General features: G+C 52.1%; 17 protein-coding genes. 14 read left to right on the top strand and 3 right to left on the bottom strand.

Features of this window, described 5'->3' with window-relative positions:
- Positions 1–561: a nitroreductase family protein gene (locus FPL14_RS05080; protein WP_182301997.1), complete on the top strand. Its 561-nt coding sequence runs from the start codon at positions 1–3 to the stop codon at positions 559–561.
- 76 nt (positions 562–637) lie between these two features.
- Here the strand turns inward: FPL14_RS05080 and FPL14_RS05075 are convergent, their stop codons facing one another.
- The gene (locus FPL14_RS05075) at positions 638–1582 is read right to left on the bottom strand and encodes an aldo/keto reductase family protein (RefSeq protein ID WP_182301996.1); all 945 of its coding nucleotides are present in this window, start codon (positions 1580–1582) and stop codon (positions 638–640) included.
- A gap of 162 nt (positions 1583–1744) precedes the next feature.
- Here FPL14_RS05075 and FPL14_RS05070 point away from each other — a divergent pair, with 162 nt between their 5' ends.
- Positions 1745–2902: a glycerate kinase gene (locus FPL14_RS05070; RefSeq protein ID WP_182301995.1), complete on the top strand. Its 1158-nt coding sequence runs from the start codon at positions 1745–1747 to the stop codon at positions 2900–2902.
- Here the strand turns inward: FPL14_RS05070 and FPL14_RS05065 are convergent.
- Positions 2886–3224, bottom strand: coding sequence for a L,D-transpeptidase (locus tag FPL14_RS05065; RefSeq protein WP_182301994.1), 339 nt, complete (start codon positions 3222–3224; stop codon positions 2886–2888). The genes FPL14_RS05070 and FPL14_RS05065 overlap by 17 nt on opposite strands.
- A gap of 108 nt (positions 3225–3332) precedes the next feature.
- On the opposite strand from FPL14_RS05065, the gene FPL14_RS05060 reads away from it, so the two are divergent.
- The 6 genes from FPL14_RS05060 to FPL14_RS05035 all read left to right on the top strand — a co-directional run bounded on the left by FPL14_RS05060 (position 3333) and on the right by FPL14_RS05035 (position 8018).
- Positions 3333–4607: a M48 family metallopeptidase gene (locus FPL14_RS05060; RefSeq protein WP_182301993.1), complete on the top strand. Its 1275-nt coding sequence runs from the start codon at positions 3333–3335 to the stop codon at positions 4605–4607.
- Positions 4573–5367 (top strand): hypothetical protein, encoded by a 795-nt coding sequence (locus tag FPL14_RS05055; RefSeq protein WP_182301992.1) that lies wholly within the window; start codon positions 4573–4575, stop codon positions 5365–5367. The genes FPL14_RS05060 and FPL14_RS05055 overlap by 35 nt, the downstream gene beginning before the upstream one ends.
- Positions 5368–5467: 100 nt before the next feature.
- Entirely contained in the window at positions 5468–6457 is a 990-nt protein-coding gene (locus tag FPL14_RS05050) for an aldose 1-epimerase (RefSeq protein ID WP_182301991.1), read from the top strand.
- Between the two features lie 200 nt (positions 6458–6657).
- Positions 6658–6993 (top strand): ArsR/SmtB family transcription factor, encoded by a 336-nt coding sequence (locus tag FPL14_RS05045; protein ID WP_182301990.1) that lies wholly within the window; start codon positions 6658–6660, stop codon positions 6991–6993.
- A 23-nt stretch (positions 6994–7016) separates the two neighbouring features.
- Positions 7017–7547, top strand: a complete 531-nt coding sequence (locus FPL14_RS05040; protein WP_182301989.1) for an SRPBCC family protein — start codon at positions 7017–7019, stop codon at positions 7545–7547.
- A 237-nt stretch (positions 7548–7784) separates the two neighbouring features.
- Entirely contained in the window at positions 7785–8018 is a 234-nt protein-coding gene (locus tag FPL14_RS05035) for a hypothetical protein (protein WP_229263783.1), read from the top strand.
- Between the two features lie 340 nt (positions 8019–8358).
- On the opposite strand, the gene FPL14_RS05030 is transcribed toward FPL14_RS05035, so the two are convergent.
- The gene (locus FPL14_RS05030) at positions 8359–10338 is read right to left on the bottom strand and encodes a methyl-accepting chemotaxis protein (protein WP_182301988.1); all 1980 of its coding nucleotides are present in this window, start codon (positions 10336–10338) and stop codon (positions 8359–8361) included.
- Positions 10339–10526: 188 nt separating this feature from the next.
- On the opposite strand from FPL14_RS05030, the gene FPL14_RS05025 reads away from it, so the two are divergent.
- The 6 genes from FPL14_RS05025 to FPL14_RS05000 all read left to right on the top strand — a co-directional run bounded on the left by FPL14_RS05025 (position 10527) and on the right by FPL14_RS05000 (position 19681).
- Entirely contained in the window at positions 10527–12335 is a 1809-nt protein-coding gene (locus FPL14_RS05025) for a cache domain-containing sensor histidine kinase (RefSeq protein WP_182301987.1), read from the top strand.
- Between the two features lie 35 nt (positions 12336–12370).
- Positions 12371–13702 (top strand): response regulator, encoded by a 1332-nt coding sequence (locus FPL14_RS05020; RefSeq protein ID WP_182301986.1) that lies wholly within the window; start codon positions 12371–12373, stop codon positions 13700–13702.
- A 98-nt stretch (positions 13703–13800) separates the two neighbouring features.
- A complete protein-coding gene (locus tag FPL14_RS05015; RefSeq protein WP_182301985.1) occupies positions 13801–14721 on the top strand; it encodes a carbohydrate ABC transporter permease in 921 nt (306 codons plus the stop codon).
- Positions 14722–14724: 3 nt separating this feature from the next.
- Positions 14725–15597 carry a carbohydrate ABC transporter permease gene (locus FPL14_RS05010; protein WP_229263782.1) on the top strand — a complete coding sequence of 291 codons (873 nt, stop codon included), beginning with the start codon at positions 14725–14727 and terminating at the stop codon, positions 15595–15597.
- A 127-nt stretch (positions 15598–15724) separates the two neighbouring features.
- Entirely contained in the window at positions 15725–17185 is a 1461-nt protein-coding gene (locus tag FPL14_RS05005) for an ABC transporter substrate-binding protein (RefSeq protein ID WP_182301984.1), read from the top strand.
- Between the two features lie 78 nt (positions 17186–17263).
- The gene (locus FPL14_RS05000) at positions 17264–19681 is read left to right on the top strand and encodes a glycoside hydrolase family 31 protein (RefSeq protein WP_182301983.1); all 2418 of its coding nucleotides are present in this window, start codon (positions 17264–17266) and stop codon (positions 19679–19681) included.
- Positions 19682–19695: the final 14 nt, after the last annotated feature.

Here is a 19695-nt window from a genome sequence, read left to right as displayed (position 1 = left end):
ATGTCGGTCATTTCATTATTGCGGCAACGGAGAGCGGTGAGAAACCTCAAGCCGGATTTAGTCGAGGAGGATAAAATTCACGCCCTTCTGGAGGCAGCCGTGCTCGCCCCCAACGATCGGCTGCGCGAGCCATGGCATTTCTACGTCATTCAAGGCGCCGCGAAGCAGCGGTACGAAGATTTGGCGCGGAGATATTTGGAGCAGCGTTTTCCGACGAAACCGAATCTGGTCGCGGAATCGTTGAAAGTCGTAACGGCCACTCCGCTCGTTATCGTCGTGACGTCGGATATTATCGCGGATGACGAAGCCTCGAGCAAGGACAACGAATATGCGGTCGCCTGCGCCATTCATTCCATGTGGCTCGCCGCGAACGAGCTCGGGCTAGGTCTCGTATGGCGCACGCGGGGAGTCGGACTCGTCCATGACGAGCGCATGCGCGAGTTCATCGGTAATCCCGACAACAAAAAGGTAGTCGGAACATTGTTTGTCGGTTATCCGGCGGAAGAGACTCCGGCGACGGCGCGGACGCCGCCACGAGAGAAAACGACTTTTTTGCGATAATTTTATTTTCCGGCAGATAGCTAACTTCATAGGAAAGTAAAAATACCGGTGCCAAGGCACCGGTATTTTCGTTTGGCTACACCGTAGCGAGAATGTCCTCGATCGAGCTTAACGTTTCTTCCGACAGTTTAACGCCGGCCGCTTTCACGTTCTCTTCGACTTGCTCCGGGCGGCTTGCGCCGACAAGGGCGCTGGCTACGTTAGGCTGGCGAAGAATCCACGCAAGGGCGAGCTGGCCGGTCGTGAGCTCGAGGTCGCGGGCGATGGCGGAAAGCTTCTTGACGGCTTCGATCTTCTCTTCCGTAATGCCGTTCTTCACCCATTCCAGCTTCGCCGCGCGGCTATCTGAAGGAATCGAGGCGACGGAATCGTATTTGCCCGTCAGCAGACCCTGGGCGAGCGGAGAAAACACGACTTGGGAAATGCCTTTCGCTTCGCCGAGAGGAATGACTTCTTTCTCGATATAACGATTGAACATATTATATACGGGTTGGCTTACGACGATCCGGTCGAGCAGATAGCGATCGGCGGTACCGAGAGCTTCTTCCATCTGGGCAGCCGTCCATTCGCTGACGCCGACGTACAGGACTTTGCCTTGACGGACGAAATCGTCGATCGTGCGCAGCGTCTCGTCGATCGGCGTTTCTTTGTCATAGCGGTGACAGTAGAAAATGTCGACGTAATCCAAGCCCAGACGGCTGAGGCTCGAATTGATTTGTTCCGTAACGTGTTTGCGGGACAGTCCGCGATCGTTCGGACCTTCTCCCATCGGCCAGAATGCTTTCGTCGCGAGCACGTAGCTTTCCCGCGGATAGTCGCGAAGGATGGCGCCCATCACTTTCTCGGCGGCGCCTTTCTCATATACATTGGCGGTATCGAAGAAGTTTACTCCTAGATCGTATGCTTTGCGGATGGCCGACGCCGCGCGCTCTTGCTCGACGTAACCTCCGTATGTAAGCCAGCTTCCCAGACTGATCTCGCTTACTTTCAGGCCGCTTCGGCCCAGTCTACGGTAATTCATAACAGAATCATCCCTTCTGTCATTTAAATGATTACAGATTCTATCTTACCATACTAACGCGCCATGGATGCAATGCGCTGTTGAAGCGCGATCGGAATATCGGTCTAATCCTTGTTTTGGTACAATGTGAAGGCAGTGAATAAAGGCGACGAGGTGAGCGAAATGAAATTCGTAGTAGCTCCTGATTCCTATAAAGAAAGCTTGACCGCACAGCAGGCGGCAACAACGATAGCGGCGGCTATCGGAGAGGTTTTCCCCGATGCGAAGGTCGAGATCGTACCGATGGCAGACGGGGGAGAAGGCACGGTGGAAGCGTTGACGGCAGCCGCTCAAGGCGAGCTCGCGCAATGCGAAGTTACGGGGCCGCTAGGCCGCGCGATCGTTGCGAAATACGGCTTGTTTGAGTCTCCAAGTCAGAGCGCGTCCAGGGAGACGACGGCGGTGTTGGACGCGGCGTCTATTTTCGGCTTTTCTCTCGTATCCGCGCACGAAAGAGATCCTTACCTGACGACTTCCGCGGGAATGGGGGAGCTTGTGCTGCGGCTGCTCGACCAAGGAATTCGAAAGTTTATTATCGGTCTCGGAGGCAGCGCCACGAATGATGGCGGCATCGGTTTGTTAACGTCCCTTGGCGCTCGCTTCTACAATGGCAACGGCGATCTTCTGAAAGGGTACGGCAAAGACTTGCTTCAGGCGAAAAAGGTCAACGTGGAAGAGTTGGATCAGCGTCTATCCCAATGCCATATCGTAATCGCGTCCGACGTACGTAATCCGCTATGCGGCCCGCAAGGAGCTTCCGTCGTCTATGGCCCTCAGAAAGGCGCCGCTCCCGAGCAGGTTGCCGCTTTGGATAGAGCGATGGACGACTATTCCGAATTGCTGTCCGAAGCGATCGGGCGAAACATGAAAAGCGAGCCCGGCGCGGGAGCGGCCGGAGGAGTGGGGTACGCATTGTTAACGTTAGGCGCCGAAATGGCATCGGGTGCGGACGTTATTGCTTCCGCGGCGAGACTGAAGGATAAGCTGGCCGGGGCGGATTGGGTCATAACGGGCGAAGGAAAAAGCGATAATCAAACCCTGTACGGCAAGCTGCCGGTATACGTAGCGCGATTGGCCAAAGAGGCCGGAGCAAGGACGATTCTTCTGTCCGGCAGCTTAGGCGCGGAGACGGACGAGCTGGAACGCGAGTTCGCCGCGTGTTTCTCCTGCGTGCCGAGATCGATGTCGTTAACGGATTGTTTAGTTCAAGCGGAGAAAAATTTGTTTTTTACCGCACGCAATGTCGTCCGTTTGCTCGGGGCGGTCAAGCCCGAATCGTAACCCTCGTTCGGATCGGAACGATCGATGCGAGCTGCAACACGTCTTCATTGTACATTCGGATACATCCATGGCTAACTTCTCTTCCTATAGAAGAAGGATCGTTTGTGCCGTGAATGCCATAATGAGGACGCGACAAGCCCATCCAGAAGGCGCCGAAAGGCCCGCCGGGATTGGCTTGTTTATTTACGATCATATATTCGCCGACAGGGGTTTTCGTCAGGATTTTGCCGATGCCGATCGGATAAGCCCGTACGACGTTATTCCCGTCAAGCAAGTAAAGCGTTCGATTGGAAAGATCGACAATGATCCGATATTGCGGCATGGCCATTCCTCCGTTATGGGCATAGTGGATACACGATTGCGTATTCTTTTGAAGTGGGCTCGGGAAATGGTATGATCTTTATATCCGAGCGCAAGGGGAAATCTTCCGATGCCGTATCCTAATAAATCTTCTCTTCTACGATATATACTCCTCTTCGCCTGTTATGCCATTATCATGGCCCTATACGTCTGGTATACGTCGCCTAACCAAGTTCCCGAAGCTTACCGGGGCACGGCAGCGGATCCCGCAACGTTCTTCACGCCCGAACGGCTTCGCGACAGCGAGACGCTGAACGCCGCGAGAAATTGGATCTTCTTCATGAGCGGGCCGTGGGAATGGTTAATCTATATCGCAATCTTGGCGGGCGGGTTCGCGAGAAGTTGGAAGGAATGGCTGGAGCGATATCGCCTTCCGATCTTTGTCCGGTTTCCAGCGTATGTTCTCATCGTGAACGCGGTGTCTTTTTTGCTGTATTTGCCGTTGCGAATCTTGAGCTACAATCTATCTAAGGCTTATGGAATCTCGACGCAGCCCGTTGCCGGGTGGCTAAGGGATAAGCTGGTAGCTTTCGGGATTAGCTATGTCACGATGTTAGCCGTATCGGCCTTCGCATTCTGGATTCTCTCGCGCGGAGGCAAATGGTGGCTTAAGCTGTGGCTGGTCTCGATTCCGTTTACGGTATTCATGATGTACGTGCAGCCCGTAGTCATCGACCCGATCTACAATAAATTCTCGACTTTATCGAATCCGGCATTAGAACAGCGAATTCTCGATCTTGCCGCCAAAGCGGACATCCCCGCCCATCGCGTATACGAGGTGGACATGTCCGCCAAGACGAATGCGATGAACGCCTATGTCAACGGACTAGGCTCTTCCTTGCGGATCGTTCTGTGGGATACGACGCTTAAGCAATTGACCGAACAAGAAATTTTACTCATCATGGCACATGAAATGGGCCATTACGTCATGCATCATCTGGAATGGAGCGCCGTCGGGGCTATCGGATCGTCGTTTGTCGTGTTAGCTTTTGGCGGTTGGCTTTATCCGATCATCGTTCGTAATCGAGGCGCTAGATGGGGCATTCGGTCCATTTCGGATATGGCGGCTCTGCCGCTCGTTCTGCTCTTGATGTCCATCCTGTCTTTCGTTTCGCTGCCGGTATCCAATTACATCTCTCGGCAAGCCGAAGCTTCGGCGGACCGGTACGCGATGGAACTGATCGGAAGCGCCGAAGGCTCGATTACGATGAATCAGAAAATGTCCGTCGCCGTGCTGAGCGATATTCATCCGCCGCTTCTCGTCAAGTGGTTCCGGAGCGACCATCCGTCGGACATGGAAAGGATTATCGATGCGGAGAGATTCGATCGGGCAAGAGGCCGGTGAGTGCGAATTGTATTTTCTGGCAGGACTGGCAACCGCGCCTACGTTCATGGAGAAGCTTCGAACGGAAATGCTAACCTCGATGACGGACGGGCGGCTTGTCCGCTCGGAGCTGCTGTTTCCGTATGGGGATTGGAGCAGGGCGGTTCTTCCGCAATTATGGGAAATCCGCTCGGACATGCGGCTTCGCCCGGAGCGTGTAACGAAGTCGGTTGGCGGCAACCGGGCGCTTGAAGCGATTCGCCGGCAACGTGCCTTAAGCCCGAACCGAACGGCTAGCGCGACGACGATCCTTATCGGCCATAGCGGAGGAGGCATCGCCGCCGTTCATGCCGGGCAGCTATTGCTGGAACAAGGGCTGAGTTCGGCTTGCTTCGTCGTGACGGTGGGATCCCCGAGATGCCGGATTCCGCATAGGCTAAGGCCTAATACGCTTTCGATTCATGTTGCCGGGAGAAGGGGAAAGAGAAGCTTGACGAAACGAAAATCCCCGGATCTGGTTTCCCGGTTAGGCACGCACGGCGGGTGGACGCTTCGTTCAGCCTCCATGAACGGAGAGACGGAAGCCAGGAGAAGCTTTCCTCTCTGGAATAGGGATAAACACGCTCCCTCCACCGTTATTGCCGTGCCGATCGTCGGCGGACACGCGGATTATTTTCGCGAGAGGTCTCCTTACGTGGATACGAACGGAAAATCGAATCTAGAAGTTACAATGGATGTAATACTAGGCTGGCTCTCTCGGCGGAATCAAACATCGGAGTAGAATCCGACGGATGATTTCATGGGGAAGCCGACAGAAGTTGACGCTGCCGTTCATCGGCTTATATACTCATTAAATAATAGAGATAAGTGGAGGAGCAACGATGACGGAGCATTACGCAAAGCAAGGAACCTATGAGAACGAGCCTGCAATACTATTAAAATACGGGCCTTATTCGGCTATTCTGTTGCCTCGGATCGGCGGAAATCTGATTTCGTTCCGCGATGACGAGCGCGATTTTCGATTCATCCGGGAACCGGAGGGACAAGATTGGCATTCGTTCATCGAAACGCCAATGCTGCATGGAATCCCCGTGCTATTTCCTCCGAATCGTTACGACGGCGGGAAGTTCGAGTTTGACGGAAGATCTTATCAACTGCCCGTGAACGAAGAAAAGACGGGCAACCATATTCATGGATTCGTTTACAAATCGGAATGGGAAGTCGTTCGTTTCGGCAGTACGGAACAGATGAGCTCCGTCACCGTCAGGCTTCGATTTGACGAGAAGCATCCGGATTTTGCGTATTTCCCTCACCGGGTTACTTTGTCTCAGACTTTTACGCTATCCAATGAAGGCCTAAGACAGCAGTTCGACGCCGTGAACGAGAGCGCGGAAGCGATTCCGTTCATGCTGGGATTCCATACGAGCGTGAATGCTCCGTTTGCTCCGGGCAGCGGCAAGGAAGATATCCAATGCGGCATAGCCATTGGCGAGCGTTGGGAGTTGAACGAACGTATGCTGCCGACCGGCCGCAAACAGCAGCTGAGCGAAGGGGAATTAGCGTTGCGGAAGGGCGAGGGCGATCCGTACTTCGAATCTCTTGACAATCACTATACGGCAAGTAAAACGGAATTAAACGCGATGACTTTGTTTGATAGGCGGGCAAATGTGCGGTTTGTATATGAAGCAGGGGACGCTTATAAACATTGGATGGTATACAACAAGGTCGCGAACGGCAAGTTCTTCTGTCCGGAACCGCAGACCGGAATGGTTAACGCGCCTAACGTCGAGCTGGACGCCGATCAAACCGGCTTGATTCGTTTGGAGCCCGGCCAAAGCTGGACTGCGGTCAGCAGAATGTACGCGGAGTAAGGCTTCAAACGCGAGAACGTAAAAAAATAGTCAGCCCAAGGAGCGTGTCGGCGAGACCGCTCTTTTTTTGACGTTTATTTATTTGCGATTATGCGGAGTCTAATTCGGAAATGATCGATAGTTCATCTATATATTCCTTGACTGGAATATTCCGAATGGCGTATTTTATAAAAAAGAAACTCACTTGGAGTAGATTCAACATGAACTTGAATACTTTCAGCGCTCTTGCCGAACCGAATCGTCTAGAGATAGTCGAGCTCTTGTGCGAGGGTCCATTGCCGGTAGGCGAGATCGCATTCCGTTTGGAGCTCAACCAACCGCAGACGTCCAAACATCTTCGCGTTCTTAGCGAAGCCGGTCTTGTCGAAGTGGAGCCGCTCGCCAATAAGCGAATTTACAAGCTGCGGCCTCAACCGTTCCAAGAGCTCGATACATGGTTGGCAGCTTATCGCCGAATGTGGGAAGAGAAATTCGATAACTTGGAAGCTTATTTAAGTATGTTGCAAAGGAAGCCGCACGATAACGAGGGCAAATAAAAATTCGATTGGAGGAGTTAAACATGCCGCACGACAGCGCAACTAGCCAAACAACGACGAATGAGGAAGAATACACGTTCGTCATTTCCCGAGTGTTCGATGCGCCGCGCGATCTCGTGTTTAAAGCGTGGTCGGAAGTCGATCATCTGAAGAAATGGTGGGGGCCGAAAGACTTCGAGTTGAGTCGAGTTAGTCTAGATTTCCGCCCGGGAGGCGTGTTCCACTATTGCATGCGCTCTTCGGAAGGATTCGAGATGTGGGGCAAGTTCGTTTACCATGAGATCGATGCTCCCGGGAAAATCGTATTCGTCAACTCGTTCTCCGATCCGGAAGGCAATATCGTCAGGGCTCCGTTCAGCGATTCCATCCCATTGGAAATTCGTAATGTTGTGACCTTGTCCGAATCCGAAGGCCGCACGACGATTACCCTCCGCAGCAGTCCGATTAACGCGACGGAGGAAGAGATCAGTTTCTTTAAGGGCATGTTCGAGTCAATGACGCAAGGATACGGCGGCACGTTCGATCAACTTGCCGAATACTTGGCCACTATCTGACGTTTGGCATAGATTCATCCGAGAAGAACCCTCCGTCGCTGCCGGAGGGTTCTTCTATTTCATCTGCGACAGTTCCAAACGACCTCTTCCGATCTACGCCCGGGTCCAGCCCGAGACTCTAATTATGCAATGAAATAAGCAGTGATTATATACGAACTCCGGTATCGTTCACGAAAACGAAGGAGGTGCAGGAAGCGGCTACGATCGGATTCGGTAAAGCCGCTAAAGGTAGCAAGGATGTCTTCCTATGCTAAGATCGGCGATCAGTTCGGCATTTACCGCTCGGATAATGGAGGAGCCTCATGGATTCGCATCAATGATGATCAGTACCAATTCGGTGCGGCGGATCGGACGATTACAGGGGATCCAAGAGTATACGGCCGCGTCTATGTCGGAACGAACGGACTTGGTATAGTTATAGGAAACCCGGCGAATCAAAATAAACCGACATTGCGATTTGATTTTCCGTAACGCCCATGCACAATTGGGCTATTCCGGAAGAGGTACAATTACCGAATAACGGCACGGGGTGCCGTTATCTGGTAACATGAAGCCAATTCTTCCAAAATAACGGCACGGGGTGCCGTTATCCGGTAACATGAAGCCAATTCTTCCCAAATAACGGCACGAGGTGCCGTTATTCGGTAACATGAAGCCAATTCTTCCAAAATAACGGCACGGGGTGCCGTTATCCGGTAACATGAGGCCAATTCTTCCAAATTAACGGCACGAGGTGCCGTTATTCACGGGTACGAGTTCGCAAACAGGCTGTCCCTTAGAACGCTTAAGGACAGCCTGTTTGCGCTTTTCATTAGCGCGGATCTAGCTTATGGGAGGAGAAGCTTCCGAGCGTGAGTTGCAAAGCCGACGACAAGCCTTCGAGCTCTTTGGCGATTCCGACGACCTCTTGGCTCGATTGGAGCTGTCCTGAACTAAGCGCGGCAACTTGTTCCGAAGTCGCGGATGCTTGCTGGGAGAAGCTGCTCACGTTGGCGATCGATCTGTTCAGATGCTGCTGCTTGCTTTCGAGTTCATGTACATGGTGCTTGATCCTATCGACGTAGAGAGAGAACGTTTCGGCTTTTCCGTAAACTTTGATGAAGATTTCGTTGGCCGTTTTCACCGATTGGATTTGGCTTTGCAGCAGCGGCAGGGCAAGCTTCAACGCGTTGACCGTTTGCGAGATTTCGTCTTGTATCGTCTCCGTCATCCGATTGACCGTCTCAAGCGAGTCATGGGTTTGATCGGATAGTCGGCCCATCTCCTTGGCGATAACTCTGAATCCGCCGCTTTGCTGACCGGAGCGCGCGGCTTCGATTCCCGCGTTCAGCGACAGGATTTTGGAATTCTTCGTGATTTTGTTCATTAATCCGAACACCTTCTGCATCTCGTCCGTGCTTTCTTCCAGCCTCGTAACCCGTTTGACTAGCAGATCGATGGACGACTCCGAGTCCAATGTCGCTTGGGCGGCATCCTCCATGAACTGTTTGCCTTCTGAGGAAGCGGATTTTACTTCCGAGGAAGAGACGTTAATTTCGTCGGTTGCGCTAACGACGTTCGATAGATTGGCGTTCATCGATTCTACGATTTGGAACACCTCATCCGCTTCCGCGGCTAACTGCGTCGAGCCTTGGGCGATTTCTCCCGTCGCGAGGGAAATTTCCCCGGACGAGACGGCCGTACTCTGCGAAACCTGCAACAGGCTGGAGGAAGTGTTCAGGACTTGGCGCGCGGACGATTGGGTTTGCTCGATCAACCGATTCATCTGCCGCATCATCGTATCGAAGCTGCTCGCGACTTCCCCGATCTCGTCGCTTCTGTTAATCTCCACGCGGACTTCCAAATTTCCTTTCGCGGCTTCGTTTAGCCGATTTCGTATTTTCAAGAGAGGCTTGCCTATGTACAGGAGTACAAGGTAACCGATCGCGATCGCGATTACGGCCGCGATCGCGCACATCAAGAAAGTCAAATTCCGGATGACTTTCGTATCCTCGACCAGTTCGCTAAGCGGAGCGATCCCGGTGAGCGTCCAAGCGGTTTTCTTAAGTGGCGCGGAGACGACCAAATGATCTCGTGTCACGTTCGATTCCGCGAACGTCTGTCCGGCGTCCGCGGGAACGGAAGAGAGGAGGATCGTTCCTTCGTCGTCCGTCAGGATTATTTTGGAGCTGTCGCTGAAATGAATCGCCTCCAACGTTTGCGAGAGCATCGCCGCGTCGATCTCGAAGACGATCAGGAATTTGTTGATCATTCTGGACAAGCCGAACAGATTGCCCTTTGCCATGCCCGTGTAGCCGTTCTCGATCATCGGAAGCCATAACGCGGTTCCTTTCATCCCCGTGACTTGCGAATACCACTCGGCTTTGCGGTCTATCGTTATTAATCCGGCGGATACGGAAGAAATCGTTTGGTTCTCGTTCGCGGGATTGAACAATGAGATCGATTTAATAAACGTATTCGTGCGGGCAATCTGGTTAAGGGTGTCCTGAATCGTAATCTTCGCGTTCATCAGCTCGGCCGGCTCCGCCGCCGGATCGAACGCGGTGTCCAGCTGAAGCTGAAGCTCGCGGCTCGTCGAGAACTGCAGGGACATATCTTCGAACTGTTTCAACATCAAACCGATCTTCTCGGTCGCTTCCCGAACCGTAAGCTGAGATACGGATTCTATCTTCCCTTCGATAATGGACTGGGATTTGTTATAAGAAATCATTCCGACAAGGAGAACGGATATAAACGTCGAAACAAAAAACAGAATGAATAATTTCGCGCCTACCGAACGAAAAGCACGCATGAAGACGCCTCCCTAAGTGGTTATAGCTGGATACAGCTTCTCTTTCATTGTAAAGGCTTACGGCAAACTGATAATGTGTTATTCTACGTAAACTAGGCGCGCTTGTACGACGTTGCGTCAAACTTCTGCCCAATATTCCGGATAGAGTACATAATAAGATTGCAACAATTCGTTGGGGTGGGGGAGCCATGAGAGCAAGCTGGAAAAATCCTTTGACGAGATTGAACGTAAGACAACAATTGATCCTGTTGTTTCTCATACTGGTTAGCCCGGTCATATTGTTAAACTGGTATGCCAATACGAAAGCGGAGCAAATTTTGAAGGAGCAAGTGACGAGCGCCTACGAGGAATTGAACAAGCAAAACCATTACCTGATCAATAGGGACATCGACACGATCAGCCGGATCATGACGACGATTATCCAGAACCCGACTACGCAGAGCATGATCAGCAACGACAAGGACGGGCAGTTCGATCGCGTCGTGAAGTACCGGGATGTGAACACCTTGCTAGGAAACCATTCCGTCGGTTTATTCGGCGGCGAGGCCATCTATTATTTCTTGTTCGTATACGACCCCGATAACAGCTACCCGTTCGCGCCTTCGATCCCGGACATTAACCGCCGGAATAACGGCTCATCCGTGTTCTTCTACTCGGACGAGACGAAGACCCCGTGGATCGAAGCGGCTCTTGAAGCCAAAGGAAAAGGCGTTCTGAGACTGATCGACAATTTCGGTCCTAAAGGGGATCAGCAGACGCTCGCTTATCTACGCAAGGTTAATAGCATTACGAACGGAAGAAGCTTCGTAGGCGTTCTCGTAGCCACGAAGATGGACATGAAGATCAAAGAGTCGTTAAACACGGTTTCCTTGCCGGAAGGCGGGCAGATGTATTTGACCGATTGGTCCGATAGGGTGCTTGCAACGACGACAGACGATATCGGCAAAGTGTTGAAGCTGCCGCACGGACTGAACACGAACGATTCGATGGACGAAACGTTCAGCTCGGTTTCCGACGATTACATTTACGTCATCCATACGAAGTATTCCTTGAAACAAAAGCTCGTCTATACGATTCCTACCCAATCGCTTCTCCAGCAGCAGAGCGCCCTGAAGCAGGTCATTCAGACGATCTCGATCGTCTATTCGTTGTTCGCCATCGTCGTGATGATGTATTTCTGGCGATCGCTTATGAACCCTTTGCGCAAGCTGGCGATGTTCGCCCGATCTCACGAGCCCGGCAAGCCGTTATCGATAATTCCGACGAAAGGCCGGAACGACGAGGTCGGCGTTCTGATCTATTCCGTGCACAACATGGCGAATCGGATCAATGACATGATTCACGAGCAATACGCGATGGAGATCAAGCAGAAGGAGTCCCAATTGCAGCTGCTCTACCAGCAAATCAATCCTCATTTGCTGTACAACACGCTGGAAAGCATCTATTGGAAAAGCTCCTTGGAAGGGAATATGGGCTCCGCCGAGATGATCAAAGAGCTGTCGAAGCTCATGCGGATCAGCCTGAGCCGGGGAAGGGAACTGATCACGATCGAGGAAGAGCTGGAGCACGCCATGGCCTACACGAGTCTTCAACAAAAACGTTATGAATACGGGTTCGGCATCCGCTGGAATATCGACGATGACGTCGGTCCCTATTTAATTCCCAAAATTACGCTGCAGCCGTTGATAGAGAACGCGATCATCCACGGAGTTATCCATATGGGCGAAGACGGCGAAATCATCGTTTCCGCCCGTTCCGAAAAGGAGAATGTCGTCATTACCGTCGAGGATAACGGCTATAAAGAAACCGATTACGAAGCCATTAACCGGCTTCTCGTCAGCGAGCATTCGGAGGCGACGACAGGTTACGGAATCAAGAACGTCAACAAGCGGATCCAGCTGCATTTCGGCAACGGATACGGCTTGCATTACGGGGCTCGCGAACCGGAAGGCACCACGGTGACCGTCATTATCCCTAAGCGGACTAGCGTCAACTAGAACGAATAACGTCGTGAAACGGGAGGAACATCGTAATGTACAACATCTTAATCGTGGATGACGAACCGCTTATTTGCCGCGGCCTAGCTAATCTTCTCCAATCCTCGGGGCTTAACATTCAAAATATTTATACCGCTAGCAACGGATACGAAGCCTTGGATTATTTGAAGATGGAAACGATAGATTTGTTGGTCACGGATATTCAGATGGGCGCCATGAGCGGGATCGAGTTAATGCAGCAAGCCAAAATCATTAAGCCGTGGGTGCAGGTCATCGTCATCTCGGCTCACGAAACGTTCCAATATGCTCAGCTTGCCATGAGGCTGGGCGCGCGGGATTATTTGATCAAGCCGATTAACAGCGAGCAACTGCTGAATTCCGTTCGCCACGTCCTGTTGCACATGGATCGTCCCGTTCAGGATCAGGCGGAATTGTTCTCGAACCTGCGCGAGCATTTCCGCATGGAACAGCCTCATCCGCAAAGAACCGAACTGTTGAACCGGATTCTCGCCGAGAGCCTCATGGGATCGTCGCAGGATACCGTCGATCTGGAGCAACAGAATCAAATCTCTCTTCGAGGGCCTTATTTCGCCATGATCAAAATCCGTTTGGATTTTAACTCGAGCGCGAAGGGAGCAATCATCGAAGAGAAGGATGCGAGGTTGCTGCAATACGCCGTGCTGAACATCGTCAACGAGCTGCTGGACAAGGAATGGGACCATTATTCGTTCTATTCCTCGAACCAAGACGTCAGCATGATCATTCAGTGGGACGAAGCGAGATACGGGGAGTCCAGCGTCGATAAAATCAATCAGCTCGAGATGATCGGACGCAGTCTGCATTTCAACGTTCATAAGTTTCTCGGATTTCAATGCGTCGTCGGGATTAGCCAGATTCTGAAAGGCCGGGAATTTCTGTCCGAGCTGAACGATCAGGTCAACAAGGCGATCGTATGGAATCGGGAGCATAAGGACCACCACGTGTTTTACTATGGCGATTTCAAATGGGAGAGGCTGGCCGAGGATCCTACCGACGAGGAGCTCGCCGCGCAGAACAACCTGATCGTGGAACGGGCGCATGAGTATATTCACGCCAATTACGCGCAGAAAGGCCTTACGTTGAACGAGGTTGCCCAGAAGAACCACGTTAGCCCGAACTATCTCAGTTACTTGTTCAAGAAAAACAAAGGCATTAATTTATGGGAGTACGTCATTAAGCTGCGCATGGAAGAGAGCAAGCGGCTTATCCAACATACCGATTTGCGGCGTTATGAAATATCGGAGAGAGTGGGGTACGAATCGCCCGAGCATTTCAGCAAAATTTTCAAAAAATACTTCGGAATGAGCCCAAGCGAAATGAAGAAGTAAGATCGCCTATGATCCCAATAGATACGCACATGTTCACTCCGCTCTCCTTTTTCTACAATAGTACTTATTAGTAGAAAATAAGGAATGAGGGAGACCAAATGAATCAAACAACAGCTGTTCCAATACGTCCCTTGGAATCCCAAACCAAGAGACCTCCCGCAAAGTGGAGAAAGCACTTCTGGGGCTATTTGTTTTTGCTCCCCGCGGTAGCCGTTTTCTTCACTTTCTTATGGATGCCGATCGGCAAAGGGATCGTCTTCAGCTTCTACCACATCGACTTTGTCAAAGGGGATTCTTTCGTCGGTTGGGATAATTACGCGAAATTATTCAAAGATCCGGAAGTGACCATCTCGGTCAAAAATACGCTGTACTACATGGGCCTCGGGGTTATTATCGGTTTTTGGGTGCCGATCCTCTTCGCCATCGCGATCTCGGAAATGAGAAGGTTCCAAGGCTTCGCCAGAATCGCGGCTTACTTGCCGTACGTCGTTCCGGTCGTCGTCTTGTACAGCTTATGGAGATGGCTGTACGACCCGGTCGGGCCGTTCAACGCGGTCATCACGAAGCTTGGTTTCGATTCCGTGCTGTTCCTGACGGACAAGGCGTGGTCGATGATCTCCATCGTCATCATGGAGACATGGCAGACGTTCGGATCGGCCATGTTGATCTACTTGGCGGCCGTGCTCAGCATCCCGCGGGATTGGTACGAAGCGGCGGAAATCGACGGCGCCGGCATATGGAAGCGAATCCGCCACATTACGCTCCCCGCGATCAAGAATCAGATCGTGTTACTGTTCCTGCTGCAGTTGATCGCGACGTCCCAAGGGTTCCAAACGCACTATGCCGTCTTGGACGGAGGCCCTAACAACGCAACGCTGACTTATGCCTTGCTCGTTCAGAGATATGCCTTCTCGCGGCAAGACTACGGAACGGCTTCCGCGCTTGGCGTACTGATGTTCCTAGTGCTTGGATTATTGGCCATTATCCAGTACCGGATGTCCAATAAGGGGGAGGCATAAGCTTTGAAGACAGCAGACAGAGGAATTCTATCGAGTTACGATCTGAAGAAGCCGGGAAACAAGATTTTATATTTCTTAATGATCGCAGTCGTACTCGTCATGGTATGTTCGATGCTATACCCGATGGCCGTCATCTTCTTCAACGGGGTCAAGCTCAATACGGAAGTCAATTCCTTCCCGCCGACTTTCCTGCCTACGGAATGGCATTTCGAGAATTATAGCAAAGCATGGGGCTACATCAAGCTGCCGATTTTTATCCGCAATACGCTTTACATTTTCGCCGGCAACATGGCGATGACGATTCTCGTCGTCGGATTCGCGGCATTCAGCTTGTCCAAGATGGACGTGCCGTACAAGAAGGTCATCCAGTACTTCTTCTTGTTGACCTTATTCATCCCGCCGACGACGTACATCATTCCGAACTTCGTTAACCTGCGCGATCTCGGACTCATGAACACGTTCTGGGCATTATGGCTCCCTGCCGGCGCGAACGCTTTCTACTTGTTGTTGCTGAAGTCGTTCTTCGACGGCATCAACAACGAAATGTTCGAATCCGGGAGGATTGACGGAGCCTCCGAACCTAGACTCTTTTTCCAGATCGCTTTTCCGTTGTCGGTTCCGATCTTCGCGACGCTTGCGATATTCGTCTTCTCGACGGCATGGAACGACTGGTATTGGCCGTCGCTCATTCTTTCCAGCGATGAACGTTATCCGCTTGCGACCGCCATCTACAAGTACGTCGTGAACGTAAGAAGACTAGACTTGAATTTGAAATTCGCGATCCTCTCGATGATCACTTTCCCGCCGGTTCTCGTATTCTTATTCTTCCAGAAATACATCGTTAGAGGGCTTCATTTGGGTGGAGTTAAAGGATAGCGTCCTCGATCAGCATGCGTAAATCTGCACACGATCGAAATAGGAATACACATCGTCAGGTTGAATGCGCCTCCATTATGATGAGCGTGTAAGCAAAACAATCAAACCGAAAAGGGGATTACAAACAATGCGTAAGATTTCAACGGTTATCGCTTGTCTTATCGTATTCAGCTTAGTACTGGCTGCATGCGGGGGCGGCGACAAAAACAACAACGCTTCGCCTTCTGCATCGAATTCGGCAAGCGCCCCTGCCGATAATTCTTCGGCTCCGGCATCCGAGGGCTCCGAAGCTCCGGCGGCAGATCCGACGCAGATCAAAGCGACGATCAGCATCTACTACCCGACTCCGGACCAAGTCGAGAAACGGGCTTTGGAAGACGACAGAATCAAGCGTTTCAACGAAGTATACCCTAACGTCGAAATCGTGAAGAGCGACTGGCAGTACAATCCGAACGAAATCGGAATCAAGATGGGAGCTAACGAAGCTCCGACGTTATTCAACACTTACGCAACGGAAGGCAAGTTCCTTGCCGAGAAGGGCTGGGCAGCCGATATTACCGAGCTGTTCAACGCTTACGACAAGAAAGATCAATTGAATCCGATCCTCTTAGACCAATTCAACATCGGCGGCAAAATCTACGGCATTCCGCAACAAGGTTACGTAGTCGGTACCGTAGTGAACACTAAAATGCTTAAAGACAAAGGCGTTGCGGTACCGCCGCTAGACTGGACATGGGATGACGTGCTTAATACCGCCAAAGCGGTTGCCGATCCGGGCAAAGGAATTTCCGGTATCGCTCCGATGGGTAAAGGCAACGAAGCCGGCTGGAACTGGACGAACTTCCTGTTCGAAGCGGGCGGCGAAATCCAGAAGGTCGAAGGCGGAAAAGTCGTGGCGGCATTCAACTCCGACGCGGGACTTAAAGCTCTTGAGTTCTACAGCAAGCTGAAAGAAGCCAACGTCATCCCGGCCGACTGGGCATTGGGATGGGGAGACGCGGTCGGCGCGTTCGCCCAAGGAAGAACGGCTATGGTTATCGCGGGTCCGGACGGTCCGATCGACCAAGGGTTGAACCAAGGCGGCTTCAAGCCGGAAGATCTGGTCGTCTATCCGATGCCGGCAGCGACGGCGGGCGGCAAGCATACGGGCGTGCTTGGCGGAGACTTCCTCGTCATTAACCCGAACGCAACGAAAGAAGAGCAGCAAATGGCGTTCCAATACGCGGTGTTCGATTATTTCACGGACAAAGGCCTCGAGTCGATCGAAGTCAACATCAAGGCGCGTAAAGACGAGAACAAGTATTTCGTACCGCCGGTTATCCAATACTTCAGCCAAGACTCCGAGTACGGCCAGAAAATGAAAGCCGTATACGATAAATACGACAACGTGTACCAGTACAGCAACGAGTTGATGGGATTGCTGGACGGCAAACCGGAAGCGCAATTTAATACGCAAGAATACTACGCGGCGATGACGAACGTCATTCAAGAAGTATTCTCCAAAAAAGGCGTAGACCTTAAAGCGCAGCTCGACGCGGCGGCGAAAACCGTACAAGAGAAATTCTACGATCAAATCAAAGTAGAATAGTTGGAAAGAGGGTTGCCCGGGGCGAACGAAAGTTTGCAAGGGGCAACCCTCTAATCTATCGGAGGAGCAACCAACGACATGCTAACAAGCGAAGCGATATTGCCGGATAAACCGAACGACAAAAGGGAAACGACTTTGTCGGCCTCGATCGGTCGAATCCATAAGACGGAAACCGTCGAGGGAACCGTCATTTTGCGCGGAGAATACGCGAATGCGGCTTTTATGTTTATTAACGATCAGACGCTTAGAATGAAACTGTTTTTCGGAGAAACGCCCGACTTGCGTTCGACTCCCGCCATCGTGGACGATGCGGCGAAATCGACGATTGCGGATGTCGAAGAGAAGGAAGGCCACGTCGTCATCTCCTCTCCGGCATTGCACGCGGTGGTCAACCCGGAAAAATTCTCCTTGCGCTTATTCGATACGGAAGGCCGGTTGCTGCTAGAAGAGAAAGAAATTGCATGGGACGAGAAGACGAAGATCCGATTCGCGGCCGCTAAGACGAACGAGTCGCGCATCTACGGACTCGGGGAGAAAACGGGCTTCCTCGATAAGAACGGCGAACGCTATGAAATGTGGAATAGCGACGTTTACGAGCCGCACGTGCAAGATACGGATGCCCTATACCAATCGATACCATTCATGATCCACTATGAGCACGGAAAACCTGCCTACGGCTTATTGCTCGATAACCCCGGCAGAACAGTCTTCGACATGCGGACGCACGAGGACCGTTATACCGTCAGCATTAACAGCGGCGAGCTGGACTTGTATTTTTTGGGCGGACCGAGCATTAAAGACGTCGTGAAACGGCTTACCGATGTAACCGGCAAAACGTACATGCCTCCGATGTGGGCGATCGGATACCAACAGTCCAGATACAGCTATATGAATCAAGAAGAAGTGCTGGACATTGCCCGGACTTTCCGAAAAAAAGGAATTCCATGCGATGTTCTGTATCTCGACATTCATTATATGGACGAATATCGAGTGTTCACTTGGGATTCCAAGCGGTTTCCCAAACCTATGGAGATGATGGCGGAGCTTAAGGAGCTCGGATTCGAGCTCGTGCCGATCGTGGATCCGGGCGTGAAGCAAGATCCTAAATATCCGGTCTACGCGGAGGGCGTCAAGAACGGGTATTTCTGCCGCAAGCTGGAAGGGGATATTTTCATCGGGAAAGTATGGCCGGGACTTAGCGCGTTCCCGGATTTTACGGACGATGCCGCGGCGGAGTGGTGGGGAGACCAACACCGATTCTATATTAAGCAAGGCATTAACGGGATTTGGAACGATATGAACGAGCCTTCCGTGTTCAACGAATCGAAAACGATGGATCTCGACGTCGTTCACGGCAACAACGGCAATCCGAAAACGCACGAGGAATGGCACAATCTGTACGGATTTTTAATGTCCAAGGCAACGTTCGAGGGCATGAAGCGGGGATTGTCCGGCGAGCGTCCGTTCGTGCTAACGCGCGCGGGGTACGCGGGCATCCAACGATACGCGACGGTATGGACGGGCGACAACCGCAGCTTCTGGGAACATATGGCCTTGAGCATTCCGATGGTCTTGAACTTAGGCATGTCGGGAATCGCCTTCGCGGGGCCCGATGTCGGCGGTTTCTCGCATCACTCATCCGGCGAGTTGGTTGCCCGATGGACGCAGATGGGCGCTTTCTTCCCGTTCTTCCGCAACCATACGATGATCGACTCCCGCCGTCAGGAGCCTTGGACGTTCGGGGATCAAGTCGAAGAAATCTGCAGGGAGTATATCGGACTGAGATATCGGCTCATGCCTTACTTGTATTCTCTCTTCTATGAAGCCCACAAGACCGGCTTGCCGATCTTGCGTTCCATGATCATGGAATACCCGGACGATCGCGACGCCTACAACATTTGCGATCAGTTCTTATTCGGCTCCGGTATCCTGGTCGCTCCGATCTACCGGCCGGGCGTTCAGTCGAGATCGGTTTACTTGCCGGAGGGCATTTGGTACGACTATCGGACGGGAGAGAGATTCGAGGGCGGACGATCGGTGCTGGCCGCCGCTCCGCTGGATACGATGCCGCTGTACGTCAAAGCGGGAGCGGTTATCCCGGAACAAGCGCTGCGTCAATCGACCGGAGAGGGATCGGAACAACCGGCTCGGATCCGATTCTACGTCGGAGCGGGCACGACGGACGTAAGCCCGTTCGCCCAGTACGAGGACGATGGCCGCACTTACGCCTTCGAGCACGGCAAATATCGCCTGAGGGAGTGGAGTTCGCGGGAATCGCAAGAGGACGGAATCCGCATCGCATGCGATTACTTGCACGACGGTTTGGACGAAACGCAAACCGCGATCTTGATTATAGGACCTATAACGGCCAAACCGGTTGAATTAATCTCGTCCGGCGGCGTGGAAGTGGATACGTGGATTTACGACGAAGAGAACAAGCTGCTGCAAGTTAACGCAACGATCAAGCATTCCTTCGAAATTCGAATCCGGCTATAAGGAGAGAGGTGAGG

It is taken from the genome of Cohnella cholangitidis (assembly GCF_014107495.1).
GTDB classification, from domain to species: domain Bacteria; phylum Bacillota; class Bacilli; order Paenibacillales; family Paenibacillaceae; genus Cohnella; species Cohnella cholangitidis.
Note: the sequence above shows the minus strand (reverse complement) of the source record. Positions and strands in the feature narration are given on the sequence as shown.

Bases quoted from the DNA above. Each gene is read 5' to 3' on its own strand.
- FPL14_RS05055 (WP_182301992.1), top strand. From the start codon at position 4,573: ATGCGGAGAGATTCGATCGGGCAAGAGGCCGGTGAGTGCGAATTGTAT.
- FPL14_RS05045 (WP_182301990.1), top strand. From the start codon at position 6,658: ATGAACTTGAATACTTTCAGCGCTCTTGCCGAACCGAATCGTCTAGAG.
- FPL14_RS05075 (WP_182301996.1), bottom strand. From the start codon at position 1,582: ATGAATTACCGTAGACTGGGCCGAAGCGGCCTGAAAGTAAGCGAGATC.
- FPL14_RS05070 (WP_182301995.1), top strand. From the start codon at position 1,745: ATGAAATTCGTAGTAGCTCCTGATTCCTATAAAGAAAGCTTGACCGCA.
- FPL14_RS05065 (WP_182301994.1), bottom strand. From the start codon at position 3,224: ATGCCGCAATATCGGATCATTGTCGATCTTTCCAATCGAACGCTTTAC.
- FPL14_RS05050 (WP_182301991.1), top strand. From the start codon at position 5,468: ATGACGGAGCATTACGCAAAGCAAGGAACCTATGAGAACGAGCCTGCA.
- FPL14_RS05015 (WP_182301985.1), top strand. From the start codon at position 13,801: ATGAATCAAACAACAGCTGTTCCAATACGTCCCTTGGAATCCCAAACC.
- FPL14_RS05020 (WP_182301986.1), top strand. From the start codon at position 12,371: ATGTACAACATCTTAATCGTGGATGACGAACCGCTTATTTGCCGCGGC.
- FPL14_RS05040 (WP_182301989.1), top strand. From the start codon at position 7,017: ATGCCGCACGACAGCGCAACTAGCCAAACAACGACGAATGAGGAAGAA.
- FPL14_RS05035 (WP_229263783.1), top strand. From the start codon at position 7,785: ATGTCTTCCTATGCTAAGATCGGCGATCAGTTCGGCATTTACCGCTCG.
- FPL14_RS05025 (WP_182301987.1), top strand. From the start codon at position 10,527: ATGAGAGCAAGCTGGAAAAATCCTTTGACGAGATTGAACGTAAGACAA.
- FPL14_RS05005 (WP_182301984.1), top strand. From the start codon at position 15,725: ATGCGTAAGATTTCAACGGTTATCGCTTGTCTTATCGTATTCAGCTTA.
- FPL14_RS05000 (WP_182301983.1), top strand. From the start codon at position 17,264: ATGCTAACAAGCGAAGCGATATTGCCGGATAAACCGAACGACAAAAGG.
- FPL14_RS05060 (WP_182301993.1), top strand. From the start codon at position 3,333: ATGCCGTATCCTAATAAATCTTCTCTTCTACGATATATACTCCTCTTC.
- FPL14_RS05080 (WP_182301997.1), top strand. From the start codon at position 1: ATGTCGGTCATTTCATTATTGCGGCAACGGAGAGCGGTGAGAAACCTC.
- FPL14_RS05030 (WP_182301988.1), bottom strand. From the start codon at position 10,338: ATGCGTGCTTTTCGTTCGGTAGGCGCGAAATTATTCATTCTGTTTTTT.